The sequence below is a fragment of the Nonomuraea fuscirosea genome (assembly GCF_003001935.1).
Lineage (GTDB): Bacteria > Actinomycetota > Actinomycetes > Streptosporangiales > Streptosporangiaceae > Nonomuraea > Nonomuraea fuscirosea.
Genome location: NZ_PVNG01000058.1, coordinates 1 through 14603 on the forward strand (window position 1 = coordinate 1; position 14603 = coordinate 14603).

At 64.8% G+C, this 14603-nt stretch carries 12 protein-coding genes and 7 pseudogenes; 8 read left to right on the forward strand and 11 right to left on the reverse strand.

The genetic code is table 11. The annotated features are described in order from the left end of the window. Positions 1-77: 77 nt before the first annotated feature. Entirely contained in the window at positions 78-224 is a 147-nt protein-coding gene (locus B0I32_RS62015) for a hypothetical protein (RefSeq protein WP_181308921.1), read from the reverse strand. On the opposite strand from B0I32_RS62015, the gene B0I32_RS62020 reads away from it, so the two are divergent. Further along, positions 169-369 (forward strand): hypothetical protein, encoded by a 201-nt coding sequence (locus B0I32_RS62020; protein ID WP_425438160.1) that lies wholly within the window; start codon positions 169-171, stop codon positions 367-369. The two genes, B0I32_RS62015 and B0I32_RS62020, sit on opposite strands and share 56 nt — an antisense overlap. A gap of 149 nt (positions 370-518) precedes the next feature. Further along, positions 519-1256 (forward strand): SCO6745 family protein, encoded by a 738-nt coding sequence (locus tag B0I32_RS55345; RefSeq protein ID WP_146178753.1) that lies wholly within the window; start codon positions 519-521, stop codon positions 1254-1256. A gap of 363 nt (positions 1257-1619) precedes the next feature. Here the strand turns inward: B0I32_RS55345 and B0I32_RS55350 are convergent, their stop codons facing one another. Then, a complete protein-coding gene (locus B0I32_RS55350) occupies positions 1620-1835 on the reverse strand; it encodes a hypothetical protein (RefSeq protein WP_106253486.1) in 216 nt (71 codons plus the stop codon). Positions 1836-2133: 298 nt separating this feature from the next. Then, positions 2134-2814: a winged helix-turn-helix transcriptional regulator gene (locus B0I32_RS55355; RefSeq protein WP_106253488.1), complete on the reverse strand. Its 681-nt coding sequence runs from the start codon at positions 2812-2814 to the stop codon at positions 2134-2136. Positions 2815-2892: 78 nt separating this feature from the next. Here B0I32_RS55355 and B0I32_RS55360 point away from each other — a divergent pair, with 78 nt between their 5' ends. The 5 genes and pseudogenes from B0I32_RS55360 to B0I32_RS62030 form a co-directional block, all read left to right on the forward strand. Continuing rightward, positions 2893-3414 (forward strand): pyridoxamine 5'-phosphate oxidase family protein, encoded by a 522-nt coding sequence (locus B0I32_RS55360; protein WP_106253490.1) that lies wholly within the window; start codon positions 2893-2895, stop codon positions 3412-3414. Next, entirely contained in the window at positions 3411-3992 is a 582-nt protein-coding gene (locus B0I32_RS55365; RefSeq protein ID WP_219912545.1) for a dihydrofolate reductase family protein, read from the forward strand. Before B0I32_RS55360 ends, B0I32_RS55365 begins: the two co-directional genes overlap by 4 nt. 290 nt (positions 3993-4282) lie before the next feature. Then, a pseudogene (locus B0I32_RS62025) lies at positions 4283-4507 on the forward strand (hypothetical protein); the annotation flags it as partial. Between the two features lie 54 nt (positions 4508-4561). Then, positions 4562-6095, forward strand: a pseudogene (locus tag B0I32_RS55370) (ISL3 family transposase). 142 nt (positions 6096-6237) lie between these two features. After that, positions 6238-6441, forward strand: a pseudogene (locus B0I32_RS62030) (hypothetical protein); the annotation flags it as partial. Here the strand turns inward: B0I32_RS62030 and B0I32_RS62035 are convergent. From B0I32_RS62035 to B0I32_RS55385, 4 genes and pseudogenes are all read right to left on the reverse strand, one after another. Further along, a pseudogene (locus B0I32_RS62035) lies at positions 6436-6570 on the reverse strand (IS481 family transposase); the annotation flags it as partial. The pseudogenes B0I32_RS62030 and B0I32_RS62035 sit on opposite strands and share 6 nt — an antisense overlap. Before the next feature lie 5 nt (positions 6571-6575). Further along, positions 6576-6839 (reverse strand): annotated as a pseudogene (locus B0I32_RS55375) (leucine zipper domain-containing protein); the annotation flags it as partial. A gap of 345 nt (positions 6840-7184) precedes the next feature. Continuing rightward, the gene (locus tag B0I32_RS55380; protein ID WP_146178755.1) at positions 7185-8045 is read right to left on the reverse strand and encodes a hypothetical protein; all 861 of its coding nucleotides are present in this window, start codon (positions 8043-8045) and stop codon (positions 7185-7187) included. A gap of 108 nt (positions 8046-8153) precedes the next feature. Next, positions 8154-9197, reverse strand: a pseudogene (locus tag B0I32_RS55385) (IS30 family transposase). 72 nt (positions 9198-9269) lie between these two features. Between B0I32_RS55385 and B0I32_RS55390 the strand changes: the two are divergent. Next, positions 9270-10166 (forward strand): annotated as a pseudogene (locus B0I32_RS55390) (IS982 family transposase). A gap of 21 nt (positions 10167-10187) precedes the next feature. On the opposite strand, the gene B0I32_RS55395 reads toward B0I32_RS55390, so the two are convergent. The 4 genes from B0I32_RS55395 to B0I32_RS55410 all read right to left on the reverse strand — a co-directional run. After that, positions 10188-10859: a lysophospholipid acyltransferase family protein gene (locus B0I32_RS55395; protein WP_106253494.1), complete on the reverse strand. Its 672-nt coding sequence runs from the start codon at positions 10857-10859 to the stop codon at positions 10188-10190. Between the two features lie 226 nt (positions 10860-11085). Beyond that, entirely contained in the window at positions 11086-12456 is a 1371-nt protein-coding gene (locus tag B0I32_RS55400; RefSeq protein WP_181308923.1) for a PhnE/PtxC family ABC transporter permease, read from the reverse strand. 347 nt (positions 12457-12803) lie between these two features. Further along, positions 12804-13586 carry a phosphonate ABC transporter ATP-binding protein gene (phnC, locus tag B0I32_RS55405; RefSeq protein WP_106253497.1) on the reverse strand — a complete coding sequence of 261 codons (783 nt, stop codon included), beginning with the start codon at positions 13584-13586 and terminating at the stop codon, positions 12804-12806. Then, the coding region (locus B0I32_RS55410) for a phosphate/phosphite/phosphonate ABC transporter substrate-binding protein (protein WP_219912546.1) at positions 13583-14603 on the reverse strand (1021 nt) is incomplete at its 5' end. The genes phnC and B0I32_RS55410, both read right to left, overlap by 4 nt.

Genomic DNA, 14603 nt, shown 5'->3' on the forward strand with positions numbered 1-14603 from the left:
CAACCTCACCAAGCGCATAACGGACGAGACCACTCCAACCTGGCGAGGCACCTACTAGGGCACAAGCCGCAATCTGCTCAAATCAAATGCCCTCTCACACCGGACGCGGCGGCCGTCGATACCCGCTGGTGCGGCGACATCACATACGTGCCGGCCGAGCAGGGCTGGCTGTTTCTGGCCGCCGTCATCGACGTCGCCTCGCGCAGGGTGGTCGGCTGGGCCACGGCCGATCACCTGCGTACCGGCCAGTGGCCGAGGCCCTGCGGCAGGCCCGCCCCTGACGTCGGCCGAACGGGGCGGCGATCTTCCACTCCGATCGCGACTGTCACCTCAAGTGCCGCCTACGCCCAGCTGGCTGACCGAGCCTGAGGCTTATCGCGCCGTGGCGAGCGAACAGCGGGTGAGCGATTCCTTATCGAGCAGCCACCGGTCCATATCTGCGAAGGCTGTCCCTACAAGGTAGGGAGGGACACGGTCCAGCGGGCTGTCAACCGAGCAGGAGGACGTCAATGTCGAAAATGAGCGCAACCGAGGCGGTTTTCGCCACTCATCGCACGATCCACAGGATCGGGAACACGTGGATGAGTTCGCGTGAGACCGCGGAGTACGCGGCTCAGGTCGGCTTTGATGACCCCCTCGCCTTCTACTTCGTCGGGCGCGGTGGAGCCATCGGGGATGTCGAGCCGAGTGCCGTCCACGCCGCGTTCGGGTTCTTCGAACGCGGAATGGTGGAGAGCATGTGGCGCAAGGGCATCACGGTGGGTTCGCCGCGCGACACGGCAGACCGATACAGCACCGCCTGCGCAGCGTGGGGGGAGAAATACCTCGCCTCCGTCCCGGACCTGACACGACTCGTCTCGCTGGCCGAAGACATCGTCGAGACGGCGGACGATTCAGGGCTCGTCCTCTTCAGTGCCTGGAGAGCCCGGTCTCGGACCCGGAATGCGGCGGGCAGACTGGCCCAACTGATCCACCTGCTACGGGAATGGCGTGGCGGCCTGCACCTGGCCACCACGACGGCACTCGGCTTGGCCCCGCTTCATGCGATACTCGCGAGCGATGGTCCCGGTCAGGCGAATTTCTCCGGCTGGGGCGCCGATCTGCCCGTTCCACACGAACTCAAGCCTCTCCGTGATGAGGCCGAGGAGAGGACCACCATGCTGGCGGCAGCCGTCTATGAGGCGGCCCTGAAGCGTGAAGAACTCGCCGAGTTCGTGCGACTGGTCGACGCGACCGGCGCGCTGGTGCTTGACTGAGGCGGTTATCGGAGGCGGGAACGCCGGTGCCAACACCGGAACCACCGGCCGCATCAGCGACAGGGAGTAAGCGTCGCACACGGGAGGACGTTGCGGGTGATATCCCATATGAGGGACACTGCGCCCTTTCCTCCTCATTCCGGATGCGCGACGCGGTGGTTGCCAAGGACGGCGACTGCCTTGCAGTCGCGGCTGGCCTTGCTCGGGCTGCATCCCTAGCTTGCGGGCGGTTCTCCAGCTCTTTCAATTGGCGTTCACGCGTTCTCCGGATTCGCGAAGGCGGGTGAGGGTGGTGGGCCTGCTTTGGAGGCGGGCTTGTTCTTGCCCCGAGACCGGGGCGCGGACCGGGCCCTGGGCATCCTGCTACGCCTTGTCGGCCAGGGTGACGATGCCCGCGTCGTCAAGTGCGCGCAGGATGCCCGGATCCGGGCGGCGCTCAGGGATGAGGCTGTCCGGTAACGCTCCGGAAGTCCACCGGACGATGCCGTCCGGTGAGGCGATGACCTGCACGTTCATCCCGTGCGCGCGATGTTTGCTGGCGAAGTGGGACCGGTCGGTATGAATCAGGCCGTCCAGCACCAGGTAGTCCTGCTTCGCCTTTCGCAGCGCCCGGCCAAGCCTTAAGTGACAAGCTCGGCCCACCGACGGCGTTCACGAACTGTTTCGGCCGGACGAACGCCCGTGATGCGGCAGGGCGCCACATGGCTGACGTCGTTGGAGGACGCCAGATCACCCCGTAAGCTGCGTAGACGAACACCCACCTTCCTGATGGGCATACCGCAGAGAAGCGCCCCAGACAACCGAGCCCGGTCCTTGCTGGATGTATGGGGTTGATAGCGGTGGACAGTCGTTGACGCCGAGAAGGACCTTGGTGCCGTCAGGGAGCCTTGGACGGTTGAGGCGCAGGGGCGAAGGAAGCCAGGAGAAGGTCGGTGAGGCGCCGCTTGGCGTGTTCATCGCCGTCCAGACGTAGCGCCGCTGACTCCAATGCTGCCGAGAAGGAGATCTGGTGATTGCAGACGGCCCGGAGGGTGTCGATATCGGTCGTGAGCGTCGCATCGGGCTGCCCTGCCGCTGTGTCGCGGCTGATCTGAACGGAGTCGCCGGTGACCTCGGCGAGGTAGGGGGCGGCGTCGATATGGAACTCATAAACGCCACGCAGTTCGGTGGCCCGAGTCGGGTCGAAGCTCGCCTTGATGCTAAGCAGCAGGGAGTCGATACCGAGTGACCCTGTCGAACGCGGCGCAGTTCGGCTTCCCCAGCGTCCGAGGTGCAGCAGAAGGGGCTCCAGGCCATAACCCCATTCCGTGAGCTCGTAGAGACGGACCCGCGCTGGCGCTGGCAGGTCCCGCCGCTGCACGACGCCGTGTTCGATCAGTTCGCGCAGCCGCTGGCTCAGCACGTTCGGGCTCACGCCCGGCAGACCGTCAAGCAGATCGTTGAAGCGCTTGGGCCCGAGCAGCAAGTCCCGAACCACCAGCAGCGCCCACCGCTCACCGATCACATCCAGCCCACGCGCCACACCGCACGGATCCCCATAGCTACGCTTGCCGCTCACGGAACCAGGATAGCACATGAAATCCCAATTCAGGAGTATTACTTGTTATTTAGGAGTTACTGGTTTACCGTGAAGCGCATGAGCCTCCCCGACACCCCGACGGCGAACCTGCCGCAAGGCGATGTGCGACTGCTGGACACTCCCATCGCGCAGACCCTGCTCACTACTTCTCTGGTGGCGCGTCTGGCCTACACCGGCAAGGACGCCACACCACGGCTGATTCCGGTGAATTTCCTGTGGAATGGCCAGGAACTGGTCATCGGCGCGTTCGCCGGCACCTACAAGATCCGCGACCTACGCGCCCGGCCCGATGTCGCGATCACGATCGACACCGCCGATGTCCCTCCGAAAGCGCTCATGCTGCGCGGGAAGGTCACCCTCGCCGAGGTAGAGGGCGTCCTGCCCGAGTACGCCATCACTCAGCGCAAGGTGATGGGCGATGAGATGGGCAACGCCTATGTGGCGGCGATCGACAAGCCTGGTCTGCGGATGGTCCGGATCGCACTGCACCCGGCCTGGGTCGGCGTCCTGGACTTCCAGGACCGTTTCCCCGAACGGACGCCTGAACTCGTCCTGACCGCCCAAAGAGGAGATTCATGAAAATGGGCAAGATCATTGTGACGGCGTTCATCACCCTGGACGGCGTCATTCAGGCACCAGGCCTCCCGGACGAGGACCGCGACGGCGGGTTCGAATCCGGTGGCTGGACCCAGCGCTACCCCGATCCACTGGTAGACCAGCGGACCACCAGATCAGTGATGGAGGCAGAGGCGCTCCTGATCGGCCGGCGAACCTATGAGTTGTTCGCCAGCTACTGGCCCGGAGCCGATCCGCAAGATCCGCGGACCGCCCAGCTCAACAGCCAGCCCAAGTATGTGGCGTCCAGGACACTGCAGGCAGCCGGTTGGAACAACTCCACTCTGCTGCGCGGGAACGTCACTGAGCAGGTCGCCCAGCTGAAAGAGCGACACGACCACATCAGCATCTGGGGCAGCAGCCAGTTGATCGCCACGCTGTTGCCCGCCGGGCTCATCGACGAGTTCGTGCTGATGACGTACCCCATCGTGCTGGGTGGCGGAAAGCGGCTTTTCAACAACGCCACTCCGCTGGGCCTGGAACTAATCGACACGACGACGGCGGAGACCGGAGTAGTCATCTCCACCTATCAACGGGCTTGATCGGCGCCGTTCCCCAGTGCCGCAAGGAGGGCGGCCTTGCCCAGGGCTCTGATCCACCTCACCGAGAAGAGATCGTCACGTACGGCCAGAAATGGGTGCGTCCGGCGATCGGCTCTGCTTCCAATTCGATGGTGACGATCGCGCCGTTGCATCACGCTGAGTTGCGCTTTGTGACAACAAGATGGCGCTTACGGTGTTCTCGGGATCATCGGCCCTGATCGTGGAAGAGGTGACAACGGAGACGAGCAAATCCGGGTACACGCGCGAACTTCGACCGCCAGGTCGCCTGCCCTGGCTGCGGAGCCGAGACGACGCGCGTCCACGGCGATGACCAACACACCGTGGCCGATGTCGCGCTCGACGGACGCCGGGTGGTGATGGTGTGGATGTGCCGCCTGGTCTGCCCACCCGAGGCCGCCGCAAGACCTTCACGAACAGGCGGCCAGCTTGCTGCAACGCTGCCTAGGCCATACGTCCCGTCTCGCCACTCAGACCGGGGCTGTCTAGGAGGATAACGGCTCTGGTCCGTAATCGGTGGTGGCGCTGGGTGATCCCTGCCAGGCTGTGCCGTGCTGAAGATCGACGATCTTACGGATGTTGTGTTCGCGGGACTGTCTGCCCTGGTCATCGAGGGTGTAGAGGACGAGGGCAACCATATCCGGGTGATGGCCCGTATGCGTGACGAACCGATGCCGTGCCCGGCGTGTGGGATGCCGACCGGTCGAGTGCACGGCTACGCCGGTCGGACGGTCAGGGATGTGCCGGTCGACGGGCGGCCGGTGAGGGTGTCGCTGCAGGTTCGGCGGCTGGTCTGCCCAGCGCCGGGATGTCCTCGGCAGACGTTTCGTGAGCAGGTTCCCGGCCTGCTTGAGCGCTGCCAGCGTCGGACGAACAGGCTAACCGGCCAGCTGGGTGCGGTGGTGCAGGAGCGGGCCGGCCGGGCTGGTGCTCGGCTGTCGGAGGTTCTGGCCGTCACGATCTCCAGGTCCGCAGCGCTGCGCCTGCTGATGCGGTTGCCGCTGCCACCGCTGCGGGTCCCGCGCGTGCTGGGGGTCGATGACTTCGCTCTCAAGCGACGGCACCGGTATGCCACCGTCCTCACTGACGCCGAGACCGGCGAGCGGATCGATGTCCTGCCCGGCCGCGGTGCCGATCTGCTGGAGGCATGGCTGCGATCGCACCCTGGCGTCGAGATCGTCTGCCGGGACGGGTCAGGTGCCTACGGGGAGGCGATTCGACGTGCTCTGCCGGATGCGGTGCAGGTCGGGGAACGGTGGCATCTGTGGGCGAATTTCTGCGACAAGACCCTGGCCGAGGTTCGCTCTCGCAGCGCCTGCTGGGCCACGGTCAATCCGCCCCGCCCGCCGGCGTCCACGAACGGACTACCCGCGAGCGCTGGGAGCAGATCCACGACCTGCTGGGCAAGGGTGTCGGCCTGCTGGAATGTGCCTGCCGCCTGAACCTGTCGCGGGGCACGTCAAGCGCTACGCCCGCACCCACAGGCCCGAGGCTCTACGCCGCGCACCGCGCTTCCGGCCCACGCTCGTCGATCCCTACCGCGATCACCTGCGCGACCGACGCGCCACCGACCCAGCCGTGCCCGTTCAGCAGCTGTTCCGTGAGATCAAAGACCTCGGCTACACCGGCAGCCTCAACCTGCTCTACCGCTATATCACCCAAGGCCGAGCCGAAGGAGAACGGCCCGTCACCACCCCGTGCCGCCTGGCACGTCTGCTGCTCACTCACCCCGACCGACTCCGTGATAGCGACACCCGGCTGGTGCATGAGCTCACCGCCGCCTGTCCCGAGCTGACCGACCTCGCCCGCCATGTCCGCGACTTCGCCGCGCTCCTCACCCCGGCTGAAGGCAACGACGACAAGCTCACCACCTGGATCACCACCATCCGCATCGCCGATCTGCCTCACCTGCACGGCTTCGCCAACGGGATCGAGCTTGACCGCGCCGCCGTGAACGCCGCCCTCACCCTTCCCCACCACAATGGCCGCACCGAGGGCGTCGACACCCGCACGAAGAGGATCATGCGCCAGATGCACGGCCGGGCCGGGTTCGACCTTCTACGCCACCGCATCCTGCTTCAGTGATGATCACTTAATGCCACCACCGATTACGGGCCAGAGCCGTTATCTAGACAGTCCCCATCCACACGGGCAGCCGAAATCGCAGCTCACCCAGTAGTCACCGGAGAGCGACGTGCGGTGAAAGTCGCATGCGTCGTTCGGGCTGGGGGCTGCAGGAAAAGGACCCGCGCTCCGCGCGGACACCTTGCCAGCGGCCCACCAGTGCTCTGCGGGCGAATTCTGCGACAAGACCCTCGCTGAGGTTCGCTCTCACAGCGCCTGCTGGGTCACGGTCAATCCGCCCCGCCCCGCCGGCGTCCACGAACGGACTACCCGCGAGCGCTGGGAGCAGATCCACGACCTGCTAGGTGTTCTGTCCCATGAGGTTGGGTACGCGGCTGGCGGGTGGGTGGCCGTTCAGTGCGGTGTGTCCGCGGTGGTGATTGTAGGTGTGCAGCCAGGCCGGCAGGGCGGTGCGGCGTTCGGTTTCTGAGGTGTAGGGCTCCCCCATCGGCGCAGCAGCCGCACCTTGATGATGCGCCGTTCGGTCCGGGTGGGGGTGCGGTTCGGGCTGTGGTGCGGGCGTGAGGAGCGATCGGCCATGCCTGCCGCTGCCTGCTGCCGGTAGCGCTCTGCCCAGCGGCGGGCGGTGGTGACGGCGACCTGGAAACGTTCGGCGGCACGACGCCGCGGCCAGCCGTCCTCCACGACACAGCGAGCCAGGCGCAGGCGTCCAAGTTCGGTCAGCGCGGCATTACGGTGGGGCATGAGGGCCTTTCTGGTTCCGGTGCAGATGTCGCAATCCACACCGAACCGAAGGCCCTCACCCATTTACAAGATCATCCGAGCCGTGTCGCCCCGTACCCAACCTCTGTGGTCAGTACAGGTAGGCAAGGGTGTCGGCCTGCTGGAATGCGCCCGCCGCCTGAAGGCGGATTCCAGGGGTCGTCGCAACACAATGATCGATTACTGGTGGGGAGGAGCATAACGAGCCGCTCGGGTAGGGCCGAGCGGCTTTCGCCGTTGGCAGCGCTAGCCTTGCGTCGCGAGCGGTGAAGACCCATGCTGTGGTCTAAAGACGTGTCCTAGCCTTGAGCCTGTTGAAGCAGGCCTTCAGACGCGCGCCAATGATGCCGGGCTTGCTGGGCGCAGGTGGGCCAAGATGGTTCGCACCTCGGCCTCGGAGGTGCCTACGACGCGGATCAGGGCATCTCCCTGGCGGGCGTACAGACTCATACCATGGTCTCCGACCTGCAGTACGTTGCCTCCTGGCAACGTGCGGCAGGCCAACTGAGGCACGTCAACCGGCTGCTCCGTGCACCACGTCTCGGGGGTGCGGTGAAATGCGGGAAGGATGGTGATGGAGGGCTTCGAGTCACCATTGTGGTAGCCAAGATCAAGGCCGACATCATCGAGACGTCCACCGGGCGATCGTATGATCCAGGAGTAGTCGAACCGGTATCCTGGCAGGTCCAAGGCCAGGAGAGGAATATCCAAGTTCTCCAGCGCCCGTTCCTTGTACCAGTCGGCTACGGCGACCCGGCCCTGGAGCACCGCGACGACGGACGCGCAGATCGCGACGGCCGCCGCCGCCCGCGACAACCACGAGGCGCGATCAGAGGCGGCCCACGCCGCGGCCGCGTATGAGATCGCTGCGGCGAGAACAAACGGGAACGCGTAGCACGCTTCGGGGAGATCGAATAGTGAGGGGTTGGGCATAAGCGCATTCAGGGCCTGTATAAGGAACGCGAACGTCAACGGCCCAGCCAAGGCGGCCACTCCCCAATGGGGCAACCTGGCCCGATAGGCTAAGGCCGCACCCAGCGGCACGGGCACGACCCACATCGCCAGCATGTGGTAGATGGCGATGCCGATGCCCGACGCGGACCACGAGATCGCACCCTCAACGGCTCCGACGATCGTCCCGACCAAGGCACCTCTGCCGATAACGACCCGCAACTTCATTCTTCTCACGAGGGACATCGTCCATCATAAGGATGAATAGCGGCAAAAGGGGAAGCCAACCGTCGCTGCCTGCGGTCACGCAGGCCTTCGGCGCGTCGGAACAAGATGAACTCTTTTCTAGATGTACACGGCCAGCAGCACGGCGAGACGCCCGGCTGGAGTATCCCAATCGAGCGTCTTTCGTGGTCTGGCGTTCAATTCAGCAGCGACGGCGTCGAGCTGGTCGCGCGTGTGGACCGATAGGTCGGTGCCCTTGGGGAAGTGCTGGCGGAGCAGGCCGTTTGTGTTCTCGTTTGAGCCGCGCTGCCATGGGCTGGCTGGGTCGCAGAAGTAGACGGGGATGTCGGTGGCGAGCGTGAATGCCTGGTGAGCGCCCATCTCGCTGCCCTGATCCCAGGTGAGGGAACGTCTGAGCTGGGCGGGCAAGGTCCGCATGGTCTCCACCAGGGCGTCGCGCATACGCTCGGCGGTGTGGTCGACGGGCAGGTGGACGAGCATCACGTAACGGGTGCTGCGCTCGACCAGAGTGCCGATGGCCGACGCCTGGTTTTTACCAATGATCAGATCACCTTCCCAGTGGCCGGGCACGGCCCGGTCGCCCGCCTCGGCGGGACGCTCGCTGATCATCGCCATCGGCGTGCTGAAACGTGGCTGGCGCTTGTTGGCCTGGCGATGTGGCTTGCGGCGGGCTCGGCCGCTGCGCAGTGCCCGAGTGAGCTCTCTGCGCAGTTCGCCGCGGCCCTGGACATAGAGCGCTTGATAGATCGTTTCGTGGGTCACCCTCATCTCCGGATCATGCGGGAACTCCTGGCGGAGGGTGTTGGCGATCTGTTCGGGGCTCCAGCGCAGCCCCAGACGATGTTGAATGGAGTCCCGGAGCCGAGGGTTCTGCCCGATTTTGCCGGGCTTGGGGCGCGGTCTGCGGGCTTCGGCACGGTCCTGGGCGGCATGGGGCCGGTATGCCTACTGGTTGCCGCGAATATGGCTGCGGTTGCGCTGGATCTCCCGGCTGATCGTGGACGGCGCACGGTCCAGCTCTCGCGCGATCTCGCGGATCGACGCCTTCTCCCGGACCCGATCGGCGATGTGGATCCGCTCGTCGATACGCAGGTAGCGAGTGGAGGTGGACCGTGGCGTCCGCTGGGCTAACGCCGGCGCCACGGTCCTGTTCTCGCTTGTCCTGCAGCTGCGGTACGAAGTGCGTACATAACGAAGGGTGTTGACGATCGGTTTGTGAAGACAGACCTCAACACCCTTCTCACCGCACTGTACGTCAGGATCGACGACTGGCTCGGGCACCGGCCACGGCTGGGACGCAAGCCGGAGCTGACCGACGCCGAACTGCTCACCCTGGCCGTCGCCCAGGTGCTGCTCGGTATCCACTCCGAGGCTTGCTGGCTGCGCTACGTCCCCAAGCACCTGCCCGGCGCCTTTTCACCTGCCCGGCCAGTCCGGCTCCAACAAGCGCCTGCACAAGGCCCTGCCATTACTCAAGCGGGCCATCCGGGTGCTGGCATCCGACACCGACCTGTGGGCCGACCCGGTCTAGGTGGCCGACTCCACCCCCGTCGAGTGCGGCCGCTCCCGCCCCACCACCCAACGCTCAGACCTGGCCGGCTGGGCCGGCTACGGATACTGCCGCTCCCACTCGCGCTACTTCTGGGGCCTGCGCCTGCACCTCATCTGCACCCCGGCCGGACTACCCATCACATCACCTGGGCCCTGGCCACCCCCAACATCGACGAACGCCACGTCCTGATGGCCATCAGCGAGCACGACCCGCACCTGCTCGCCGACCGGCCCGGCCTGCTCATCGTCGCCGACAAGGGCTACGTCTCCGCCGAACTGGACGCCTTCCTGACCGAACGCGGCGTGCGGCTGCTGCGTCCGTCCTACCGCAACCGCACCCCTCGCCCCGGCGAAGAGCTGCTCAAGCCGATCCGCCAGCTGATTGAGTCCGTCAACGACACCCTCAAAGGCCAGCTCGACCTTGAATTGCATGGCGGACGCACCGTCACCGGGGTCGGTGCCCGCATCGCCCAGCGCATCCTGGCCCTGACCGCCGCCATCTGGCACAACCGCGCCATCGGCCAGCCCATCACCCGATCACTGATCGCCTACGACCACTGACCCGACTTAGGACTTACTCGTCTAGCCTTTTGAGACGGTCGTGCGAACGGCGTAATCGTCCACGTACTCCTGTCCGGACAGATCCATCAGCGCGTGCATGACCTCATCGGTCACGGCCCGAAGGACAAGCCGGTCGCCCTCCATGCCGTGGTATCGGGAGAAGTCGAGCGGCTTGCCGAACTTGACACCTGGCCGGATGCCGAGCTTCGGTAGCAGCCGGCCTGGCGGCATGATCTCGAAGGTGTTGATCATCGCGCAGGGAATAACCGGGGCCCGGGACGCCAGAGCCAACCGGGCCACACCAGTCCTGCCCTTGTAGAGTCGACCGTCACGAGAGCGCGTCCCCTCGGGGTAGATGCCCAAGACGTTGCCTTCATTCAGAACGCGTAGCCCAGAACTGAGCCCCGCCTCGCTGGCCTTTCCGCCGGAGCGATCGATCGGCACTGTACCGATGCCGTTGAGGAACAGTCGCATGAGAAATCCTTTGATTCCCCGCCCGCTGAAGAAGTGCGAACCGGCGAGTTGCGTCACCCTACGTTTGACATGCAGCCAGCCAAAGATCGTGTCGGAATGTGAGAGATGGTTGCTCGCCAGGATAACCGGTCCCTCTTCCGGCACATTTTCCACGCCCTCCGCCCAAGGCCTGAACGCGAGGCGGAGAATCGGGTTCATGACGGCAAGGCAATAATACACTTTAGAACCCTTCTGATTGGCATGCTCGACAGTCGGTCGTGTAGTTCGACGTCAAGCGATTTTCTAGTGTGGAAGATGTGTGCACCTATGGCCGGGAGGCGGCTCGATCTGGGAAAACACGAATGCTGCCGTCCAAAGAGGCGTTTTGCTGCTCTGGCAGCATGTGTCTGCCTGGATGGTTCAGCCATAAAGCGTCGAGCGCATGCCCACTTGCGCATGTAGGACATCAGCGTAGGAGGCCTCTGAGACGGGCCGAGACCAGCTCGACGGCGAGGACCAGCACGAACACGGGCAACACAATCGCGGTGACCACATCGTTGTTCAGTGCCCGAATGTGCTGGCTGAGCAAGTAGCCGAGCTCACCTGCACCCACCACGCCGAGGATGAAGAACGCCCGCAGGTTGACATCGAGCGCGTACAGGACGGTGCTAGCCAGACGTGGCGTGAGCTGGCCGAACACGGCAACAGTCAACTCCTGTAGCGGTCCTGCCCCTGCGGAGAGGACTGCCTCTCGTGGTTCCTTGTACAGATCCTCGGCGTCATCAGCGACCAGCTTGGCGATCAGGGCCGTCGTGCACACAGCCAGTGCGAACGTGCCCGCAAGGGGACCGTTCATGAGGCCGAATGCCGCCACGAATACCAGCACCAGCAGGACGTCGGGGATGGACCGTAGACCTACGCAGAGGGTGCGGGCCAGCATCCGCACTCCGTGACCGGGTGCAATGGAGTGCGCTGCGGCCAGACCCAACGGCACGCCTGCTAGCGTGCCGAGGAAGGTGGCGCCGAGCGCTATTGTGCTGGTCTCCAGCAGCCCGGGACCGAGCAGATCGGCAACGGGCGCGAAGTCGGGTGGGAAGAACTCGCTCAAAGCGTGCGCGGATCCGATCGCCGCTTGTGTCAGGGCTTCGGGGTTTGCACCGACCTGCCAGAATGCCACTGCCGCTACCGCGAGCCCGCTCCATCCAGCCACGTGAGCGGCGACTCGACCACGAGTCCACGGAACGCGTGTACTGCCGGGGGAGGCGCTCAACGGGATAGCTCTCACGCCGAGCAGTTGTCCGCGCAGCGTCATGGAGACACCCTCGACCATAAGCACAATCGCCACCGTCATCAGCGAGATTCCGACTGCCTCCCGGTAGTCGGTAAATCCGAAGGCGGTCTTCAGATCCAGACCTATGCCGCCCGCGCCTACGGCTCCAAGAAGCACCGAGCCACGAAAGTTGATGTCCAACCGGTACAGGATGGCTGCTACCCAGGCGGGCGCCACCTGCGGGAGGATTCCTGCGAACAGTCGCTGGACAGGCCCGGCACCGAGACTCGCGACGGCCTCGCGCACGCCCTGGTCGGCCTTTTCGATCTCGCTGGCGAACAATTTGCCCAGCATGCCCAGCGAGTGCAGGCCCAGCGCCAGCACGCCCGGCAGCGGCCCGATGCCGATCGCGGACACGAAGAAGACTGCGAATACCACGTCGGGAACGGCTCGGCAAGCGACGATAACGGCTAGCGCCGCCGACCGAACTGCCGTGACCCGGTGAGCGGCCAGAACACCGAACACCGCGCCGAGCCCGGCGGCCATGGCAGTGCCCGCGATGGCCATCCAGAGTGTATCGAGCGCGTGCCCGAGAGTGGCCAACGGATCGGAGAGCTTGGGTGGCCAAGCCCTGGCCGCCAGACTGGCCACCTCCCCGAACCCGCTGGCCGAACCGATCGCGCCAAGGCTATGGAGTGCGATGACTCCAAGTGCGGTGAAGACGATAGGGAATCCCCAGGCGGCGGCCCGCCGGCCGGTCCTGGACGGGGTCAGCCATGTCTGCCACTGCCTGGCGGCCGGCTTGACGCCGCAGGACGCGCTCTCGGCGCAAGCGACCTGGCGCCGACTCTGATGGCCGCCTTGGCCAAGATCGGGACAAGCGGATCCACTGCAGGGCTGGGTCATGCGTCCGGTCACGCGATCGTCACGGTATCCGAGGTCGGGTCTGGCAGGTAGAGTCCGCGTAGTCGCTCCGCGCTCAAGCGCTCGGTGGCTTCGTCGAGACGGATCCGCCCGAGCCGGAGCCCCACTATCCTCCTCGTCCACTCCGCTGCCAGCTCAATCTGATGCAGTGTGCACACCATGGTGAGTTGGTCCTCGCGGCACACCCGTACGAGCAGATCCATGATCGATGCTGCGGTCTGCGGGTCGAGCGAGGCGACTGGCTCATCGGCGAGCACGAGGTCAGGCCGCTGCAGCAACGCTCGTGCAATGGCGACGCGCTGCTGCTGGCCACCAGACAGGCTTCCGGCTCGCTGGTAAGCGCGGTCCGCCAAGCCCACCCGGTCCAGGTGCTGGAAAGCCTCAGCCCGTACCGCCCTGGGCCAGGTGACGATGCCGTAGCGAGGCCCACGTACCCGCCCGAGGGCACCGGTGAGGACGTTCTCCATCACAGTCAGCCGTCCCACCAGATTGAACTGCTGGAAAACGACCCCAATCCGGCGGCGCAGCGCTCGTAGTTCTCGCCCCTTGGCGACGGACAGGTCTACTCCCAGCACCCTCACATGCCCGCCGTCTGCCCGGGTCAGGCCATTCAGATGCCGCAATAGCGTAGATTTGCCGCTACCGGACGGCCCGAGAAGACCGACGATCTCACCACGCCACACCGTTAGATCGATGTGATCACATGCGATCACATCACCGAACGTCTTGATCAATCCGCGTGTCTCGATCACTGGCCACTCACCGTTGGTCATGCTTTGGAGCACTTTTCATGATGTGTGGCCACGCAGACCTCGCGTATCGTATCGAAAGCGGCGTCGGTGATTGGCCTGAAGCCCCACATGGACGAGTCGGTTGCCACCCGACAAGAGTCAGTGTTCTTGCAAATGCCAAGCTGTACGAGCCGGTCCTTGTTAGCGTCCTGAGTGAAGGTCTTAATCAGGGTGGATCTCAATTTGTTGGGGAGCGCGTCTCGTATAGCGACCGGCGACGTGGGGATGGGCGCGGATTTCCAGACAACCTTCACCTGACCGGCCTTAAGCTTGCCTTTGTCGATGAGGATGTGGTCGACCATCGCACCCTCGGAGAAACCAGCCTCGCACTTACCAGTGGCGACTGACAGGACGGCGTTGTCCTGGCCGCCCGCCATGACCGGGGTCACGCCCGATTTCGGGTCGATGCCCACGCTCAGCAGCGCCTGGCTGGGGAACAGGTATCCTGAAGTAGAGGCGGGGTCGGTGAAGCAGACCTTCGCCTCTTTGAAACCGCCAATGTTGACGATCGGGCTGTGCGCGGCGACGATGCCGTAGCTGTGATATATCGGCTCTCCACCCTGCCTGACCAACGCAGCGATCGACGTGATCTTAGCGCCATTGTTCCTGGCGAGCACGTACGACAGAGGTCCCAGCTGAGCGAGATCTACCTTGCCGGACACCAGCCCCTCGATCACGGAGTTGTAATCGGTCGAGCGGACGAACTGCACTCTTTTACCGGTGCTTCTCTCCAGCAAGGCGATGATGTCTTTGTAGGTGGCCGTTGGGTCGGTGTCCTGCTCCGCCGGTACGGCGGCGAAGCGGATCAGATCGCCATCGTCCCCATCACTGACGCCAGAGGAGGAGCAGCTCGCTGCCAGAACGCCAAACATGGCCAGAGCGACCAAAAGAGGTCTCATATAGTCCCGCGTTCCGCGTAATTCGGGGTTCCCGGAGGTCGTAGCGACCTGAACGCGCAGGTCAGGGACTTGGAGTCTGGATGAACGGCTAGATTCACCT

Bases quoted from the DNA above. Each gene is read 5' to 3' on its own strand.
- phnC (WP_106253497.1), bottom strand. From the start codon at position 13,586: ATGACCAACGGTGAGTGGCCAGTGATCGAGACACGCGGATTGATCAAG.
- B0I32_RS55360 (WP_106253490.1), top strand. From the start codon at position 2,893: ATGAGCCTCCCCGACACCCCGACGGCGAACCTGCCGCAAGGCGATGTG.
- B0I32_RS55365 (WP_219912545.1), top strand. From the start codon at position 3,411: ATGAAAATGGGCAAGATCATTGTGACGGCGTTCATCACCCTGGACGGC.
- B0I32_RS55400 (WP_181308923.1), bottom strand. From the start codon at position 12,456: ATGGCCATCGCGGGCACTGCCATGGCCGCCGGGCTCGGCGCGGTGTTC.
- B0I32_RS55345 (WP_146178753.1), top strand. From the start codon at position 519: ATGAGCGCAACCGAGGCGGTTTTCGCCACTCATCGCACGATCCACAGG.